The 17,428-nt window shown below is 61.5% G+C and carries 20 protein-coding genes and 1 pseudogene; 8 read left to right on the top strand and 13 right to left on the bottom strand.

Annotation, left to right across the window (positions count from 1 at the left end):
* The 7 genes and pseudogenes from QD357_RS07405 to tsaD all read right to left on the bottom strand — a co-directional run.
* Positions 1-187: pseudogene (locus tag QD357_RS07405) on the bottom strand (methyltransferase); the annotation flags it as partial.
* A 19-nt stretch (positions 188-206) separates the two neighbouring features.
* A complete protein-coding gene (locus QD357_RS07400) occupies positions 207-638 on the bottom strand; it encodes an EVE domain-containing protein (RefSeq protein WP_107109598.1) in 432 nt (143 codons plus the stop codon).
* Between the two features lie 3 nt (positions 639-641).
* Positions 642-935: a YciI-like protein gene (locus QD357_RS07395; RefSeq protein ID WP_107109599.1), complete on the bottom strand. Its 294-nt coding sequence runs from the start codon at positions 933-935 to the stop codon at positions 642-644.
* Between the two features lie 67 nt (positions 936-1,002).
* Complete coding sequence (locus QD357_RS07390) at positions 1,003-1,437, bottom strand: type II toxin-antitoxin system VapC family toxin (RefSeq protein WP_107109600.1); 435 nt, start codon at positions 1,435-1,437, stop codon at positions 1,003-1,005.
* Positions 1,434-1,733, bottom strand: a complete 300-nt coding sequence (locus QD357_RS07385; protein ID WP_107109601.1) for a hypothetical protein — start codon at positions 1,731-1,733, stop codon at positions 1,434-1,436. Before QD357_RS07385 ends, QD357_RS07390 begins: the two co-directional genes overlap by 4 nt.
* A 61-nt stretch (positions 1,734-1,794) precedes the next feature.
* Positions 1,795-2,784, bottom strand: coding sequence for an NAD(P)H-dependent glycerol-3-phosphate dehydrogenase (locus QD357_RS07380; RefSeq protein WP_107109602.1), 990 nt, complete (start codon positions 2,782-2,784; stop codon positions 1,795-1,797).
* Positions 2,781-3,878, bottom strand: a complete 1,098-nt coding sequence (gene tsaD, locus QD357_RS07375) for a tRNA (adenosine(37)-N6)-threonylcarbamoyltransferase complex transferase subunit TsaD (RefSeq protein ID WP_107109603.1) — start codon at positions 3,876-3,878, stop codon at positions 2,781-2,783. The genes QD357_RS07380 and tsaD overlap by 4 nt, the downstream gene beginning before the upstream one ends.
* A gap of 84 nt (positions 3,879-3,962) precedes the next feature.
* Here tsaD and hemC point away from each other — a divergent pair, with 84 nt between their 5' ends.
* The 6 genes from hemC (at position 3,963) to QD357_RS07345 (ending at position 9,810) form a co-directional block, all read left to right on the top strand.
* Positions 3,963-4,892: a hydroxymethylbilane synthase gene (gene hemC, locus QD357_RS07370; protein ID WP_107109604.1), complete on the top strand. Its 930-nt coding sequence runs from the start codon at positions 3,963-3,965 to the stop codon at positions 4,890-4,892.
* Positions 4,893-4,898: 6 nt separating this feature from the next.
* Entirely contained in the window at positions 4,899-5,627 is a 729-nt protein-coding gene (locus QD357_RS07365) for a uroporphyrinogen-III synthase (protein ID WP_107109605.1), read from the top strand.
* A 79-nt stretch (positions 5,628-5,706) separates the two neighbouring features.
* Positions 5,707-6,972 (top strand): COG4223 family protein, encoded by a 1,266-nt coding sequence (locus tag QD357_RS07360; protein ID WP_107109606.1) that lies wholly within the window; start codon positions 5,707-5,709, stop codon positions 6,970-6,972.
* 14 nt (positions 6,973-6,986) lie between these two features.
* Entirely contained in the window at positions 6,987-8,588 is a 1,602-nt protein-coding gene (locus tag QD357_RS07355) for a heme biosynthesis protein HemY (protein ID WP_107109607.1), read from the top strand.
* 12 nt (positions 8,589-8,600) lie between these two features.
* A complete protein-coding gene (locus tag QD357_RS07350; protein WP_107109608.1) occupies positions 8,601-9,086 on the top strand; it encodes a TerB family tellurite resistance protein in 486 nt (161 codons plus the stop codon).
* Positions 9,079-9,810, top strand: a complete 732-nt coding sequence (locus tag QD357_RS07345; RefSeq protein WP_107109932.1) for a glutamine amidotransferase — start codon at positions 9,079-9,081, stop codon at positions 9,808-9,810. Before QD357_RS07350 ends, QD357_RS07345 begins: the two co-directional genes overlap by 8 nt.
* A gap of 28 nt (positions 9,811-9,838) precedes the next feature.
* Here QD357_RS07345 and QD357_RS07340 read toward each other — a convergent pair whose 3' ends face one another.
* From QD357_RS07340 to QD357_RS07330, 3 genes are read right to left on the bottom strand one after another with little or no spacing between them, the layout of a single operon-like run.
* On the bottom strand, positions 9,839-10,939 hold the full coding sequence (locus tag QD357_RS07340; RefSeq protein WP_107109609.1) for an FUSC family protein: 1,101 nt from the start codon (positions 10,937-10,939) through the stop codon (positions 9,839-9,841).
* Positions 10,936-11,940: an HlyD family secretion protein gene (locus tag QD357_RS07335; protein ID WP_245407522.1), complete on the bottom strand. Its 1,005-nt coding sequence runs from the start codon at positions 11,938-11,940 to the stop codon at positions 10,936-10,938. The genes QD357_RS07340 and QD357_RS07335 overlap by 4 nt, the downstream gene beginning before the upstream one ends.
* Before the next feature lie 48 nt (positions 11,941-11,988).
* Positions 11,989-13,245, bottom strand: a complete 1,257-nt coding sequence (locus QD357_RS07330) for an MFS transporter (RefSeq protein WP_107109610.1) — start codon at positions 13,243-13,245, stop codon at positions 11,989-11,991.
* Between the two features lie 135 nt (positions 13,246-13,380).
* On the opposite strand from QD357_RS07330, the gene QD357_RS07325 reads away from it, so the two are divergent.
* Positions 13,381-13,674, top strand: a complete 294-nt coding sequence (locus QD357_RS07325; RefSeq protein ID WP_107109611.1) for a YggT family protein — start codon at positions 13,381-13,383, stop codon at positions 13,672-13,674.
* Complete coding sequence (locus QD357_RS07320) at positions 13,671-14,039, top strand: DUF167 domain-containing protein (protein ID WP_107109612.1); 369 nt, start codon at positions 13,671-13,673, stop codon at positions 14,037-14,039. Before QD357_RS07325 ends, QD357_RS07320 begins: the two co-directional genes overlap by 4 nt.
* On the opposite strand, the gene ppa is transcribed toward QD357_RS07320, so the two are convergent.
* The 3 genes from ppa to typA all read right to left on the bottom strand — a co-directional run bounded on the left by ppa (position 13,964) and on the right by typA (position 17,244).
* Positions 13,964-14,497, bottom strand: coding sequence for an inorganic diphosphatase (gene ppa, locus QD357_RS07315; RefSeq protein WP_028751314.1), 534 nt, complete (start codon positions 14,495-14,497; stop codon positions 13,964-13,966). The two genes, QD357_RS07320 and ppa, sit on opposite strands and share 76 nt — an antisense overlap.
* A 215-nt stretch (positions 14,498-14,712) precedes the next feature.
* Entirely contained in the window at positions 14,713-15,219 is a 507-nt protein-coding gene (locus QD357_RS07310; protein ID WP_104824627.1) for a GNAT family N-acetyltransferase, read from the bottom strand.
* A 207-nt stretch (positions 15,220-15,426) separates the two neighbouring features.
* Positions 15,427-17,244 carry a translational GTPase TypA gene (gene typA, locus QD357_RS07305; protein ID WP_107109613.1) on the bottom strand — a complete coding sequence of 606 codons (1,818 nt, stop codon included), beginning with the start codon at positions 17,242-17,244 and terminating at the stop codon, positions 15,427-15,429.
* Positions 17,245-17,428 lie beyond the last annotated feature (184 nt).

Here is a 17,428-nt window from a genome sequence, read left to right as displayed (position 1 = left end):
GCCCCTGCCCGCCCGCCCAGGCGAAAGCCCAAAACGGCGGCGGCAGACCGATCGCCTCGAGTTCTTCCTCCGTCTTCAGCCAGAGATCATGGGCTTCGCTTGCCAGATGCAGTCGGATTTCCGGCACATGCGGCGGCGCCATGAGACTGGTGTTCGCACGAATGAAACTTTCCGGATCGGTCTTCAAATCATCCTCGAGCTAAGTGTCAGACGGGCGGATTGTCGAGTTCGCCCATGCGGCAGACTTCGAGATATTCCTCGTCAGTCACCGGCTGCACGGAAAGCCGCATCGACGTGACGAGCGACATCTGCGAAAGTTTCGGATTGGCCTTGATATCCTTCAGCGAGACGGGCTTCGGCATGTCGCAAACGGCGCGGATATCCACGCAATCCCAGCGCGGATCGTCCTTGGCGGTCGAATCCGGATGCGACAGCGCGCAGACCTCGACAATGCCGACGATCTCAAGCCCGTCATTGGAATGATAGAAGAAGCCCTTGTCGCCGATCTGCATCGCCCGCATGTTGTTGCGGGCGAGATAGTTGCGTACGCCGGTCCATTCCGTGCCCTTCTCGCCAGCCTTTTTCTGGGCCTCCCAGGACCAGGAAGACGGCTCGGATTTATACAGCCAATGCGCCATGTTTCATGCCTCCGGATTGTTGAAGACCCAGTTGAACGGCTTGATCTCGACGCTCTCGAACAGGCCGACCTTTGTATAGGGATCGGCATCGGCGATCGCCTTCGCCGCTTCGATCGTTTCGGCGCTGACGATGGCGAGGGTGCCATTCGACTTTCCATCCGCATCGAGGAATGGACCCGCCATCTTCAGCGTACCCTCGGCATTGAGCTTGTTCAGATACTCGAGATGGGCGGGGCGCGTGTCCATGCGGACATTCAGGTGACCGGGCTTGTCCTTGCAGACAAAGGCAAACAGCATGTTTTCATTCTCCTATGGGAATCAGCAGATCATTGATGGTGATGGATGAAGCCTTGCACGCCGCCAGTCATCCTGTCCCTGCGCGAAGGGGGTTGACGATGTCGAGGCCCCAAAAGTCCGCCTCGTTGTCCGTTGCGATAATGCATTCATTCGCAATTGCCACGGAGGCGATCAACATGTCCATGGGGTCACGCTGTCGCCCGGCCGCTCGCCCCTCCGCCATGAGTTGCGCCCATATTAGGGCAGCACTCTCGTCGAAGGGAAGAATGCGTCCGGCAAAATATGCCAACGGTCCCTGTGCGCCAAGAAACCAGGTTTCGAGATCGTCCCGTTTGCGTCCTGCTGGCTTGATCAAAATCCCACGCTGAATCTCGGCGATCGTGGACGCTGCGATGAAGAGGTCATCATCTATCTGTGCTTGAAACCAGCCGGCAAGACTAGGCGCCGGCTCCGGCTTGACCGTATTGCTGATAATATTGGTATCGAGCAAATAACGGGTCAAAGATCGATCTCGCGCACTTCGCCGTGAACCCGTTCAAGATCGAGATCCGCTCCAACAAGCGGCGAACTGCGCAGCCACGCATAAACGCCACCCTTCTTCTTCGGCTCGCCGGCGATCGCCTGGTTCAGGACATTACGGATATGGGCCGCATCGGTCCCCCCTTCCGCCAGACGCCGCGCGAGCGAGCGAATGAGCGCACGATCGCCATCAAGGCCAAGCACCTCGAAACGGGCTAGACCACGTTCTTCAAGACGCGACCGATAATTTTTGATTGCACGCTTTTGGGAACTGCTCATCGCGGCCTCCGACTTATTACCAGTAATATATCCAGTAATCGCCCCACACTCAAGCGCCAAGTCATTCCGTCGTAATCGGCCGCGTCATCAACTGCTCGATTGCCGTCGGGATATCCAGTTTGCCGTCGATGATGGCCGAGACCGCTTCGGCGATCGGCATATCGACCCCAAGCTTGCGTGCCAGCCGCGCCGCGATGGAGGCGGCATAGGCGCCTTCGACGAGATCGCCATGCGATGGGTCCGCCGCCTCGCCGCGGCCGAGCGCGATGCCGAAACGCAGGTTGCGGGATTGGTGGCTGGTCGCGGTCAGCACGAGATCGCCGAGGCCAGAGAGCCCGCGCACCGTTTCCGCCTTGCCGCCCTTGGCGCAGACAAAGCGCGACATTTCCGCCAGACCGCGGCTGATCAGCGCCGCGCGTGCCGAATCGCCGATGCCGCGCCCTTCGACAATGCCGCAGGCAATGGCCAAAACATTCTTCAGCGCGCCGCCAAGCTGCACGCCGACGCGATCGTCGGACGCATAGAGACGGAATGTCGGCCCGGAAATCGCCTGCGCCAGTCGTTCCGCCACCGCCATGTCGCCGGCGGCGATCGCCATTGCCGTCGGCAGGCCCTTGGCAATATCGGTCGCAAAGCCCGGACCGGAGAGAACCGCGATGGCGTGATGCGGCAATTCCCGCTCCAGCATGTCGGTCAAGAGATCGCCGGAGACCTTGTCGATGCCCTTGGCACAGGTAACGACGACGGCATCCTCTGCGAGATAAGGTCCGTAATGACGTGCCGCATCCGCCTGCGCCTGCGACGGCATGGCAAACAGCACGATGCCGGCGTCCGAAACCGCGTCCGGCTCGGCGGAAAATTGCAGCGAATCCGGCAAATCGATACCCGGCAACGCCGCATCATGGATCCGGTCAGCGCTGAGATCGGCCATGACAGCCGCATTGCGCCCGACCAGTGTCACCTGGCTCTTACCGGTCAAGGCGATGACGGAGGCGAGCGCCGTGCCGAAGGCGCCGGCGCCGATCACTGCAATGCGTTCATTGCCGCTCATGCCTTTGCTCCTCGTTTGCCATGCCCCAAAAGAGTCTCCGCCTTCTGATCGAGCGGCCAGCGCGAGCGCGGCTGCACATCGAGGCCGTCGGGTGCCGCGCCTGTCGCCATGCGCTCCAGCCCCGCCCAGGCGATCATCACGGCATTATCGGTGCAGAGCCGCAGCGGCGGCGCGATGAAGCGGAACCCATTGAGATCGCAGAGTTCCTGTAGCGTGCGCCGCAGCTCGAGATTGGCCGCGACCCCGCCGGCAACCACCAGCGCCGGCTTGTCCGCCGTCTTCGGAAATTCCTTCTTGAAGCGCTGCAGGCCGCGCCCGATCCGGTCCTTCAAGGTGCGCGAAATCGCCTTCTGGAAGGAGGCGCAGATGTCGGCGATATCCTGTTCGGTCACCGGCGCGATCGCCGTTGCCGCCTGCCGCACCGCGGTCTTGAGGCCGGAGAAGGAGAAATCAAGGCGGGTCTCGCCGACCAGCGGCCGCGGAAAATCGAATCGATCCGGATTACCGTTCTTCGCCGCCTCTTCGACCGCCGGACCACCGGGATAGGGAAGACCGAGCAGCTTCGCCGTCTTGTCGAAGGCTTCGCCCAGCGCATCGTCGATGGTCGTGCCCCAGCGCTCGTATTCGCCGACGCCGCGCACCAGGATCAATTGCGTATGGCCGCCGGAGACGAGCAGCATCAGATAAGGAAAGGTGAGACCATCCGTCAGCCTTGCCGTCAGCGCATGGCCCTCTAAATGGTTGATAGCGTAGAGCGGCTTGCCGGTCGCCCTCGATATCGCCTTGCCGGTCATCAGCCCGACGAGCAGGCCGCCGATCAGACCGGGACCGGATGTGGCAGCGATGGCATCGACATCGGACAGCGACACATTGGCGCGCTTCAGGGCCTCGTCGATCAACGTATCCAGCGCCTCGACATGGGCCCGCGCAGCAATTTCGGGCACGACGCCGCCATAGGCGCTATGCTCATCCAACTGGCTCAAAACCACGTCGGAGGCAATCGTGGCCGTGCCGTCGTCCCGGCGCTCGACAATGGCCGCGGCGGTTTCGTCGCAGCTTGTTTCGATGCCGAGAATGCGAAGAAATGGCGCCATGGAAGCTGTTCGTTGCCTGTTGGTCGATTGCGATGAAGCGGAAATATGGTTACGGGAACTGTCGGTAACAACGGATCAAAGCGGATGCAAACAAAACCTTTCCGGATCGGCACGCGTGGCAGCCCACTTGCGTTGGCGCAGGCGCACGAGACCCGCGACCGCCTGATGGCGGCGCATGGCTTGCCGGAGGAGATGTTCGAGATCGTCGTTCTGAGCACCAAGGGCGACCGCATTACCGATCGTTCGCTGGCGGCGATCGGCGGCAAAGGCCTGTTCACGGAAGAGCTGGAACAGAAACTGATCACAGGCGAACTCGACTTTGCCGTTCATTCGGCCAAGGACATGGCGACGAAGCTGCCCGAAGGGCTGTCGCTATCTGCCTATCTGCCGCGCGAAGATATCCGCGACTCCTTTATTGGCCGCACCGCGCCGAAGCTGATCGAGCTGCCGCACGGCGCGACCGTCGGCTCTGCGTCGCTGCGCCGCCAGGCGCTGATCCGGCGCCTACGTCCCGATATCAACGTCATTGTCTTCCGCGGCTTGGTCGAAACGCGGCTGCGCAAGCTGGAAGAAGGCCAGGCGGACGCAACCCTCTTGGCGCTTGCCGGCCTGAAGCGGCTCGGCAAGGTGGATGTAATCACCGACATTCTCGACCCGGACGAATTCCCGCCAGCGCCGGCACAAGGTGCGATCTGCATCGAAAGCCGCATCGGTGACGACAGGACGAACGACCTGCTCTCCGCCATCAATGACGGACCGACCTTCGACACCGTTTCGTGCGAGCGCGGTTTCCTGGCAGCGCTCGACGGCTCCTGCCGCACGCCGATTGCCGGCTATGCTGTCTGCGAGGGCGATCACATCAGGTTCTTCGGCATGATCCTGACGCCCGACGGCCAGCAGGTGTACACCACCACCATCGAAGGTCACCGTCGGGATGCCGAGGCGCTCGGCACCAATGCCGGCCAGGCGATCCGCGCCGAAGCAGGCACCACCTTCTTCGAAAACTGGACCTGATACCGGATGCGCGTCGTCGTCACCCGTCCTGAGCATTCGGGTGAACGCACCGCCCGCAGGCTTGCGGAGATGGGGCATGAGGCAGTGCTCCTGCCACTATCAAAGCCTGTCCGCCATGTCGACGCGACCCGACAAGCCCTGTCGAACACCGAGGGCACTGTTGCCGTTACCAGTGCCGAAGCTATCCGCACATTGGGCGCGATAGGCCAGCCCCTCAAGCCTCATCTCAGCCGCCCGCTTTTCGCAGTCGGCAAAGCGACCGCTGACGAGGCTCAAAAACTTGGTTTCATCCATGTTTTCGCATCCGAGGGCAGCGGCGCCGAGCTGGCGGAACTGGTTTCCCGCGAATGGACCGATATTTCTCAAGCCCCGCTGCTCTATCTCGCAGGTTCACCACGCGCCGCAGGTTTCGAAGCAAGATTGAAGGGGCTGAATATCCCGTTCCAGACGGTCGAGTGCTACCGGATGCAGGATATCGTCATCGACGACGCGACCCTTCGCCGGCTCTTTCTCGATGCTTCCGCCGATGCGGTGCTGCTCTATTCGCATCTGACGGCGAAACGATTCTTCAGCCTGCCTTTCCTGCAACGCCACTCGAACCTCCTCACTTCGACAAGATTCCTCTGTCTTAGCGAAGTGATTGCCGAGGCCGTCCCGACTTCGCTGCATTCTCATGTGGATATCGCTAATATGCCGGATGAAGACAGCCTTCTGGCGCTTCTTGCCGCGAAGTGAGGTCGCAATTTTGATCTAAGCTCTTTCCATAATCGACTTGTCTGTCTACTTTCGCTGCAGCGCATGAAAAGAGGACCTCATGGTATCGGGAAATCCGCCAAACCATTCGAAGCCCAACGATGAGCCGATCACGATTGATCTGGAAGCTGAGGAAACCGCTCAAGCCGCGGCTTCCGAAGAGATGACGGAGCGCCATCACAGCGAACCCGGCAGCTCGTCCGCCAATGAGGTGGAAATACCGCCGGAAACGGAAAAGGAGCCGTTAGAGGAGGAGGCCGATCGGCCAGTCGCGGAAACTGCGGCGGAAGATGAAAAGGTCGCAACCGCCCCCGAACCAGAACCCGCGCGTTCCTATGCCGAACAACCCTCCGCGCCCCAGCGGCAGCCCGGCGCAACGTCTGGCCTGATCGCCGCGGGCATTGTCGGCGGCCTGATCTCCCTCATCTGCGTCGGCGCCATCCAATATGCCGGCCTCCTGCCCGGCAGCAGGCCGGCAAAAGATCATTCCGCCGATATTGCCGCGCTTAGCGACGAAATCGACGGCCTGAAGCAGACCGTGTCCAAGCTCGCCGGTGCTCCATCGCCCGACGCCACCCTTACCGCCCGCGTCGCAGCCCTCGAGACAGCGGCCGCCAACAATACGGCCGCAGGCGGATCGTCGGGTACGAGTAGCGGCGATGCCGACCAGAAGATCGCCGCGCTCAGCGCCGAAGTGGATCAATTGAAGGCGAGCCTCGCCCAGGCGACGCAAAGTCAGGCCTCATCCGACGCCGATGTCAGCAAGCGTCTTGAAGACGCTGAAAAGAAGCTGAACGCGCCTAGCCAGGAAAGCGCAGTCGCCCGCGCTATCGCGGCGGCGGCCCTGAAGGCGGCGATCGATCGCGGCGGCCCATTCCAGCCGGAGCTCGATACCTACGCCAATGTCGCACCCAATGACCCCGCAGTTGCTGATCTCAAGGCTTTCGCCCAGACCGGCATTCCTTCGCGCGCCGATCTCATTCGCCGGGTATCCGACGTTGCCACCGCGATCGTCAGCTCGACGCAGCAGGACGATCCCAATCAAAGCTGGAGCGACCGGTTGCTGACCAGTGCCAAATCCCTGGTGCAGGTGCGCCCGGTCGGCAACGTCACCGGCGACAGCGTCGAAGCCATTGCCGCCCGCTTCGAGGACAAGGTGAAGAATGGCGATCTGCCCGGCGCGGTCACCGAATGGAATAGCCTGCCGGACGCCGCCAAATCGGCCTCCGCCGCCTTCAAGCAATCATTGGAAGCTCGCATCCGGGTCGAGGACCTGGTCGGCGACGCGCTGTCGAAGGCGATCGCCGACACCGGAAAACAAAGCTGAGGGCGGGGAAGAGAATGATCAGACTGCTTATTTTCGCCGTTCTCGTCCTGGTGCTTGGCTATGGCTTTTCCTGGCTTGCGGATCGCCCCGGCGATCTTTCGCTGGTCTGGGGCGGCGAACTCTATCAAACCAGGCTTATCGTCGCCGCCGGCATCCTGATCGCGCTGATCGCCGCCGTCATGGTGGTCTGGTGGTTCATCCGCCTGATCTGGACCTCGCCGCATTCCGTCACCCGCTATTTTCGCGCCCGCAAGCGCGACCGCGGCTATCAGGCTTTGTCCACGGGGCTGATCGCCGCCGGCGCTGGCAACGCGTTGCTTGCCCGCAAGATGGCGGCGCGCACGCGCGGCCTCATCCGCGCCGATCAGGAGCCGCTGATCAACCTGCTAGAAGCGCAGGCTGCGCTGATCGAGGGTAAGCATGACGAGGCCCGCCAAAAATTCGAGCTGATGGCCAACGACCCGGAAACCCGCGAACTGGGTCTGCGCGGTCTTTATCTCGAAGCCAAACGTCTCGGCGCGCATGAAGCAGCACGGCACTATGCCGAAAAAGCTGCCGACCAGGCGCCCTATCTGCCTTGGGCAGCACAGGCGACGCTGGAATATCGCAGCCAGGCCGGCGATTGGGACGAAGCCATCAAGCTTCTCGACCAGCAGAAGATCGCCCGTGTCATCGACAAGGACACTGCCAACCGCCAGCGTGCTGTATTGCTGACCGCACGAGCCAATGAAAAGCTCGAAGGCGATCCATCCGGCGCCCGGGACGATGCGCTGGCCGCGCTGAAGCAGTCCCCTGATTTCGTGCCGGCCGCGCTCACCGCCGCCAAGGCATTGTTTCGCGAAGACAAAGTCCGCAAGGCCGCTTCTATTCTTGAACAGGTCTGGAAGGCGGAGCCGCATCCGGAGATCGGCAGAGCCTATGTCCGCGCCCGCAGTGGCGATTCCGTCGCCGATCGCCTGAAGCGTGCCGAGCGACTGGAGGCGATCCGCCCGAACAACGTCGAAGCACTGCTGATCACGGCAAAGGCCGCACTCGACGCCCGTGATTTCGCCAAGGCTCGCACCAAGGCGGAAGCCGCGGCCCGCATCGATGCCCGCGAAGGCGCGTTCCTACTGCTCGCCGACATCGAAGAGGCCGAAACCGGAGATCAGGGCCGCATCCGCCACTGGATGGCGCAGGCATTGCGCGCGCCACGCGATCCGGCCTGGCTAGCCGATGGCGTCGTTTCCGACAAATGGCTGCCGCTGTCGCCGATTACCGGCCGCCTCGACGCCTTCGAATGGAAAGCGCCCTTCGGCCAACTCGAAGGCCCGGTGGAAGAGGGTACGATCGCCTCGGTCGACGCCGCGCTGCGGTCGCTGCCGCCGGTGCGCGAGGCAGCTCCCGCAACCGCCGCGGCGCAACCGACCTCACCAACAGTTGCTTCGCCGGCTGCCGATACATCTGTTATAGAATTGGAGCCGGTCGCAACGAAGCCGGCTCCCGCGCGTCCCGCCAAATTCGAGCCGGCGAAGGAGCCGGAACCAAAGCCCTTCTTCGGCGGTGCGCCGGATGATCCGGGCGTGAAAGATCTCAAGCTTGAACCGGAACCCAAGACACGGCTGAAGCTCTTCTAAGAATGGAATCGAATGTTTGAACGCTTTCAGGAATTCTTCCAAAATCTGACCAGGGAAAACCCCAAGTCCGGTTTTGCTCCCGACGATCCGCGTATCGCGGTTGCCGCGCTCTGTTTCCAGGTGATGGAGGCGGATGGCAAGATCGAGGAAAGCGAGAAGAAGCGGCTTCGCAAGCTGCTGAAGAGCCAATACGGTCTCGACGGCCGCCAGCTCGACGCGCTGATTGCGGCCGGTCAGGAGGCCGAGAGCGAGGCGGTCGATTATTACCGCTTCACTTCCGATCTGAAGCGCCATCTCAACAGCGAACAGCGCCTCGAACTTCTCGGCATCCTCTGGGACATCGTTTATGCGGATGGCGAACGCAGCGAAATGGAGGACCATGCGATCTGGCGCATCGCCGATCTCTTGGGCATTTCCGATCGTGATCGCGTCGTCAAGCGCCAGGAGGCAGCCGCCCGCGCCCCGGGTCCCAGGAAGGAAACCGGGGATGATGATTGAGGCGCCGCGGGGTGGTAGACGCGGCCCCGTATTGATCGTCCTGCATCAGGAACGCTCCAGCGCCGGCCGCGTCGGCCAGATGCTTTTGGACAAGGGCTACGATCTCGACATCCGTCGGCCGGTGCTTGGCGACCGGCTGCCGACAACGCTGGAAGGTCACGCCGGCGCGGTGGTCTTCGGCGGCCCGATGAGCGCCAATGATCCCGACGATTTCGTCAAGGCCGAGATCAATTGGCTCGACGTGCCGCTAAAGGAAAATCGCCCCTATCTCGGCATCTGCCTCGGCGCGCAGATGCTCGCCCGCCACCTCGGCGCCAAGGTCAAAGCCCGCGATGACGGCAAGACCGAAATCGGCTGGTATCCGCTGCAGCCGACGGAAAAAGGCCGGCTTTTGATGCGCCACTGGCCGCAAATGGTCTATCATTTTCACCGTGAAGGTTTCGAACTGCCTCACGGTGCCGATCTGTTGGCGACAGGCGAGACCTATCCCAACCAGGCCTATCGCTACGGCGCCAATGCCTGGGGCCTGCAGTTCCACGCGGAACTGACCCGCGCCATGATGCAGCGCTGGGTCGTACATGGCGAGCACCGCTTCTGCATGCCGAACGCCCAGAAGGGCCGCGAGCATCTGGAGGGCCGGATGATTTTTGACCCACCGCTCAAAGCCTGGCTATCCGAATTCCTCGATCTGATTTTCGAGGGCAAGCAGGCGATCGCGGCCTGATCGGCTCCGCCTCATCCCATCCTTCGCGTCAGCTCTGCTTTTCCTCCGCCGTTGATTGGATGCCGAGCGGCGGACCAACCAACAGGTTGATGAGCACCAAAAGCCCTATGGCTCCAATCATGCCGGCGATGCGGTTCATGGCCGGCAGTAGGCTGTCCGCGGGGCCTGTATCCTGCACAAGCGTCAGGATCAATGCGACGCCCGCCTGCGAACCAACGCCGGCGATGCCATACCGCCCGCTCTGGATCTGCATGGAAAGCCAGGTGCCTGCCATCAGCAACAACAGCCAGGGTACGAAGGATTGGCTGATCGGGAAGAACAGCACCATGGCGCCAAAACAGCCGCCCAGTATGCACCCGGCTATCCGCTGCAACATGCGCTGAGCAATCGCCGATTGGTCCCTTTCCGAAATCCCGGTCAGCGTCGGAACAGCCATGACAGCGCCGATCGAAATCGCCATCTGGCTGAGGTTAGGCAACTCCAGTTGCCGCCAGACCAGTGGCACCGCCGCAACCGCCATCCCCGTTCGCATGGCATGCGACAGCACATGCCAGTTGGGACCGAACAAACTATGCCAACCGGGTGGCGGCGCCACCGCCTCGCCTTCCGCAGGCGCCAGTAGCCGTGTCACCAGAAGCGCCGTGGCAGTACCGAGCACGATCTCGACGGCACGATAGAAAGCGATGGAAAGCGCCAGCGTCGGATCATCCAACGAACCAAGCGTCACCATCATGGCCGTGATCCCACCAAGCAGCCAGGCCTGGCCGTGGGGGCTCAGCAATGAGCCGAGGATGGCAAGCGTACCGGCGGCAAAAAGAAGCAGCACCGTCGCCAAAGGATCATAGACGACCCAGGGTGCAAGGACGAAGCTCAGCGCCGCGCCGACGAGCGTTCCCACCATCCTCATCCCGCCTCTCTGCCAGGATTGCGGATGGCTCGCCTGCACGCACAGGAAGGCGCTGATCCCGGCCCACCAGGGATTGTTGACCCTCAGCATCAAAGCAAGGACGAGCGCGAGTCCGACCGCCAGGGCGGCGATATTGGCTTGCCACACGCGGGGGCCGGAAAGGCTGAGCTCTGCCAGCTCGCCGCGGATCGCATTGACGAGCTCGGCGATAGCCTTCCTCATGGGAAGATCAGTGTGCTGGCATCCGATCCCATATAAAGGGTGAGGTCAGATGGGGGATCGGCCAGCTTCAGCGTTACCGGGAAGCGGCGTCCCAGCCGGATCCAGTCGGTGGTCGGAGCGACATAGGGCAATATTCCATCCTGATTGGGGCCTCTGCTGATGCCGCGCGACACGCCTTCGATACGAGCGCGATAGAGGCGCCACGGATGCGTGTCGAGCCATACCCAGGCTGCCTTGCCGGGCTTAAGGCTCCTGATGTAGTTCTCCTTGTAGTTCGCAACGATGCGCCAGCCCGCCGCATCGACGATGCCGACGAGCGCCTTGCCGGCCGAGGCCGTATCGCCCACGCTGACGGAGAGATTGTTGACCGTGCCGTCGGCGGGCGTGTGGATTTCGGTCTGGCTGAGCTGCCATTCCGCCAAGGCAAGCGCGGCCTTAGCCTGCGCGGCGACAGCGTCCTGATTGACAACCGACTGCGAAGCCTTATCGACCGCCTCGCGGGCGGCCACCTGCTCCCGCTGTTGGGCGGAAACCATGTCGGCAGCCGTCAAGGCCACCTGCTTCTGATCACCGCTGGCCTGTTGTAATGCGGCCGTCGCAGCCGCCAGCCGATCCTGAGCAGCCTTCAGCTCATCGTTGACAAGCTTGTGATTCACAGCCGCTTCCTGAACCGCTGCTTTGCGTTGATCGACGACGAGCTGGAACGGCACCTTATCGATGACAGCCAAAAGATCGCCGCGCCGTACCTCCTGGTCGTTGGCGACGTTGACGCTGACGATCACGCCCGTGACCTGCGGGGCAATCGTCACGAAATTCGTGGTGACATAGGCATCGTCCGTATAGGCGACGAACGACGTCAGAACCTGCCAAACCGCCAATAGCGCCAGCAGGCAGGCTATACCCACGACGAGCCGGAACGCGCGCTGGCGCTCGGTGGACGCAGCCGGCAGCGGAGCAGATGGCTCCGGCTCGATCGGTTCGTTGCTCGTCATGTTGCTCATGGCGACAACATGCGCGCGCACTTGCCATCATGACAAGAAAATTGTGGCTTACGCCACCTGCGGCTCGCCCTCGCGGTCCGGCGCATTCAGGCTATCGATCTTTCGCAGTTGCGGGAAGCCGCTCGCCCAGATGATCGCGACGGCCAAGGTGCCGATGCCGCCGATGACGACGGCAGGGACGGCGCCGAAATAGCGCGCCATAGTGCCGGCGCGGAATTCGCCGAGTTCGTTCGACGCACCGACGAAGACCATGTTCACGGCATTGACGCGGCCGCGTACGTGGTCCGGCGTCCAGAGCGTGATCAGAGTTTCGCGGACGTAGACCGAGATCAGGTCGGAGGCGCCCATGATGGCGAGCGCCGCGATCGATAGCCACGGCGTATGCGAAATGCCGAAGATCAATGTTCCCAAGCCAAACATTGCGACGCCGCTGAACATGTAGATCCCGGCACGATGCCGGATGGGATAGGTCGCCAGAAACAGGCCCATGGCAATGGCGCCGAAGCTTGGCGCGGCGCGCAGCAGGCCGAGGCCCCAGGGACCGAGCGTCAGGATATCGCGCGCATAGACCGGCATCAGCGCCACGGCTCCGCCAAGCAGCACGGCGAAGAGATCGAGCGAGACGGCGCCGAGCACCACCTTTTCCGACCAGATGAAATGGAAGCCTGCGAGGATCTCCTTCAAGCTTCTCGATTCATGCGCAACACGCTGCTGCGGTTTCGGAATGAGGAAAGTCAGCAGCGAACCGGCGGCGAAGAACACGACGGCGACCGTATAGGAAACGCTCGGGCCGACACCGTAGAGCAGACCGCCCGCGACGGGGCCGAGAATGGCGGCCGCATCCCAGGACATGGAATTCCAGGTCACCGCGTTCGGCAAATCCCTCGGCGGAATGAGATTGGGCGCAAGCGACTGCGTCGCCGGCGTCATGAAGGCGCGCTCGATGCCGAAGACGGTAAGGATCGCGAAAACCGGAAGCGGCGCGAAGGTGCCGGAAACCGTCAGAAACAGTAGTGCCGCAGTACAGATCGTGCCGACGAAAATGCAGATGGCGGCCACCATGCGCCTGTTGTAGCGGTCGGCGACGGTGCCGGTCACCAGGATCAGGAGCAGCGAAGGCAGGAACTGCACCAGGCCGATCAGGCCGAGATAGATCGGATTGCCGGTATGGTCATACATCTGCCAGCCGACGGAGACGCTGACCACCTGTGTGGCGAAAGCCGTCAGAAATCGGGCAAAGAAGAAATAGGTGTAGGCGACGTGCCTGAAAGCGGCAAACCGGTCACCGCTCGGAACCGACGACATGAGATGAGGCTTTCCGGCCGGAGCTGTAGAGAACGCTCGGCCTGTTAAACATGATTCAGCGTGCTTCAAAGCATGGGACTTGCCCGTTAAGTCGCCAATGTCTACATGTCTGTCAACCGCGAAATGGAGACGGATATGCTCGCCTTATTTCAAACCATTGATCTGGCTTTGAATCTTTATACTTGGGTACTGATCGCCAGTGCCATTTTTTCATGGCTCTATGCATTCAATGTCATTAATTCGAGCAATCAGTTCGTCAACTCGGTCGGAAGTTTCCTCTATGCGGTCACGGAACCGGCGCTCCGTCCGATCCGGCGCATCCTGCCCGATCTCGGCGGCATCGACATTTCGCCGATCATCCTGCTGCTGATCATCTTCTTCTTCCGTTCCCTGATGTGGAACACGCTTTATCCGCTCGTCGGCCGGTGAGCGATGCCTGGCAGGCTTTTGCCGACCATGTGAGATTGTCCATCCGGCTCACGCCCAATGGCGGGCGTGATGCGATCGACGGGTTCGAGACCGGCGCCGATGGCGAAGCCTATCTCAAGGCGCGTGTCTCCGCCGTGCCGGAAAAGGGCAAGGCCAACAAGGCGCTGATCGCGCTCATCGCCAAGAGCTTCGGCACCTCCAAATCCTCGGTCAGCCTGATTTCCGGTGAGACCGCGCGTAAAAAAATCCTCCGGATCGATGGCGACCCGGAGGATTTGATAAGACCTGATCACTTCGCCTTCTTGGCGCGCTCGATAGCTTCGAGAATGAGTTCGCCGGCTTCCTTCGAGCCTTTCCAGCCGTAGATCTTCACCCACTTGCCGGGCTCCAGATCCTTGTAGTGCTCGAAGAAGTGCTCGATCTGCTTCACCGTGATTTCCGGCAGGTCGGTATATTCCCTAACCTTCTCGTAGCGCAGCGTCAGCTTCGGCGAAGGAACGGCAATGATCTTTTCGTCCTTGCCGGAATTGTCTTCCATCATCAGCACGCCGATCGGGCGGACGTTGATGACGCAGCCCGGAACCAGCGGGCGGGTGCTGGCGATCAGCACGTCGATCGGGTCGCCGTCTTCGGAGAGCGTGTGCGGGACGAAGCCGTAATTGCCCGGATAGGTCATCGGCGTGTAGAGGAAACGGTCGACAACCAGCGTGCCGGCGTCCTTGTCCATTTCATACTTGATCGGATGACCGCCGACCGGAACTTCAACGATGACGTTGACGTCTTCGGGCGGGTTCTTGCCAATGGAAATCGCGTCGATGCGCATGCGTGTCCCCTAATAAGGATGGTTGCTGCCAGCCAAATAATCGGAATCATGACGCAACGCAACAAGGCATTGGGACGGTGCGGGATTTTAATCGATTGTCGCAGCGGGCGTCTTAACGCATGTCCCGCAAAAGTGCGCAACGGTTTTGCGATAACGACATGCGCAATATCAAGAGCCTAGAGCGCAAGGAGCGAGTTTGAAAGATCGCGACCGCTTTAGGGCCAGACGAAGCCGATCTTCTTGAGCTGCTTGCGGTCGAAGGTCTCGATACCCTCGCAGAAATCGGCGCCGCCCTGACCGCGATAGAAGCGGTCGGCATTCTCGTTTTCCTCGAGGCACCAGACGACCAGTCCCTTGCAGCCAAGCGACTTCAGGAGCCGGCGCGCCTCGCCGAAGAGAAGCCGGCCAAGGCCGATGCCCTGATATTCCGGGCGCAGATAGAGTTCGTAGATCTCGCCTTCCTGAGGCAGTGCGCGGGCACGATTGAGACCGAGCGTGGCGTAACCGGCGATCTCGCCGGCGACATCGAGAACCAGAAGCGTTGCCGGGCCACTGGTCGCCTTGCGCCACCAGGCTTCGCCGCGGCGCTCGATCATCTGGCTGAGCGCACGATGCGGAATGATGCCGGTATAGGTGTACTGCCACGACTGGCGGTGCACCTCCGAAATGGCTCGGGCATCATGCGGTTCAGCCCGCCGAACATCAATCGACAACGTCTTCATAACGTCTACTCTGGTCCCGCCAGCGAAAATTAACCATCCACAAATCATGCGGACAGACGATTTGCCCACAGTCTTTACCTGTGGACGGCTACTGAAAATTAACCCCTTTTTAACCTTTGCAACAAGGGCTCAAAAATCGAACACACAAAATAAAACCCCGGCACAGGGGCCGGGGTCAATTCGTCCGAAGCGGTACAAGTCGCTCTATTATGCGTAGCGAGCCTTCTCGAAACGCTTACGCTCGTTCGGATCGAGGTACATTTTACGCAGGCGGATCGACTTCGGCGTGACTTCGACGAGCTCGTCGTCCTGGATCCAGGAGAGTGCGCGGTCGAGCGTCATGCGGATCGGCGGCGTCAGCTTCACGGCTTCGTCCTTGCCGGCGGCGCGGATGTTGGTGAGCTTCTTGCCCTTCAGCACGTTGACTTCGAGGTCGTTGTCGCGGGAGTGGATGCCGATGATCATGCCGGCATAGACCTTCTCGCCGGCGTCGATGATCATCGGGCCGCGGTCTTCCAGGTTGAACAAGGCATAGGCCACGGCTTCGCCGGCTTCGTTGGCGAGCAGCACGCCGTTCACACGGCCGCCGATTTCGCCCTTGTACGGCTGATAGTCATGGAACAGACGGTTCATGACGGCGGTGCCGCGCGTGTCCGTCAGAAGTTCCGACTGGTAGCCGATCAGGCCGCGGGTCGGCGCGAAGAATACGAGGCGAACGCGATTGCCGCCCGACGGACGCAGCTCAGCCATTTCGGCCTTACGCTCCGACATCTTCTGCACGACGATACCGGAATGCTCTTCGTCAACGTCGATGACGACTTCTTCGATCGGCTCTAGAAGCTCACCGCTCTCATCCTTGTGCATGACGACGCGCGGACGCGAAACGGCAAGCTCGAAGCCTTCGCGGCGCATGGTTTCGATCAGGACGGCGAGCTGCAATTCGCCACGACCGGAGACGTAGAACGAGTCCTTGCCTTCGGCTTCTTCGATCTTCAGCGCAACGTTGCCTTCGGCTTCCTTGAACAGACGGTCGCGGATGACGCGCGAGGTGACCTTGTCGCCTTCGGTGCCTGCATAGGGGCTGTCGTTGACGATGAAGGACATGGTGACGGTCGGCGGGTCGATCGGCTGCGCGACGAGCGGCTCGCTGACCTGCGGATCGCAGAAGGTGTCGGCGACCGTGCCCTTGGAAAGGCCGGCGATGGCGACGATATCACCTGCCTGCGCTTCTTCGATCGGCTGACGCTCGATGCCGCGGAAGGCGAGGATCTTGGAGATACGGCCGGTTTCGATGAGGTTGCCGTCAGCGCCCAGAACCTTGACGGCCTGGTTCGGCTTGATCGAGCCGGAATGGATGCGGCCGGTGATGATGCGGCCGAGGAAGGGGTTGGCTTCCAGGATGGTGCCGATCATACGGAACGGGCCTTCGCCGACGGTCGGCTCCGGAACGTGCTTGACGACGAGGTCGAGCAGCGGGCCGAGACCTTCGTCCTTCGGACCTTCCGGCGAATAGTTCATCCAGCCGTTACGGCCGGAACCGTAGAGGATCGGGAAGTCGAGCTGCTCGTCGGTGGCGTCGAGATTGGCGAAGAGATCGAAGACTTCGTTGATGACTTCGTCGGCGCGGGCGTCCGGACGGTCGATCTTGTTGATCGCGACGATCGGGCGAAGACCAACCTTCAGCGCCTTGCCGACGACGAACTTGGTCTGCGGCATCGGGCCTTCGGCAGCGTCGACGAGAACGATCGCGCCGTCCACCATCGACAGGATGCGCTCGACTTCACCGCCGAAGTCGGCGTGGCCGGGGGTGTCGACGATGTTGATGCGTGTATCCTTCCAGACGACCGAGGTCGCCTTGGCGAGAATGGTGATGCCGCGTTCCTTTTCCAGGTCGTTCGAGTCCATGACGCGTTCGGCAACGCGCTGGTTCTCGCGGAAGGAGCCGGACTGCTTCAGAAGCTCGTCAACGAGGGTGGTTTTCCCATGGTCAACGTGCGCGATGATCGCGATGTTGCGAAGTGCCATAATCTTGTATCTCTGAGGCTGGGGCGCGGTATGAAGTGAACACGCCAATTACATTTGGCGCGCTCATACCCTTTTTTTCGCGAATGCGAAAGGGGGGAGGCACGAAAGCGCGCAGCATGCCCGCTTTCGCATATCCCCAACATGTCGATCTTGTCACCGAACCTTCACGTCCGGGGATAAAGGA

Origin of the sequence: Rhizobium sp. BR 317 (genome assembly GCF_047445835.1) — a bacterium.
Lineage (GTDB): Bacteria > Pseudomonadota > Alphaproteobacteria > Rhizobiales > Rhizobiaceae > Rhizobium > Rhizobium paranaense.
This window is presented reverse-complemented; position numbering and strand designations above follow the sequence as displayed.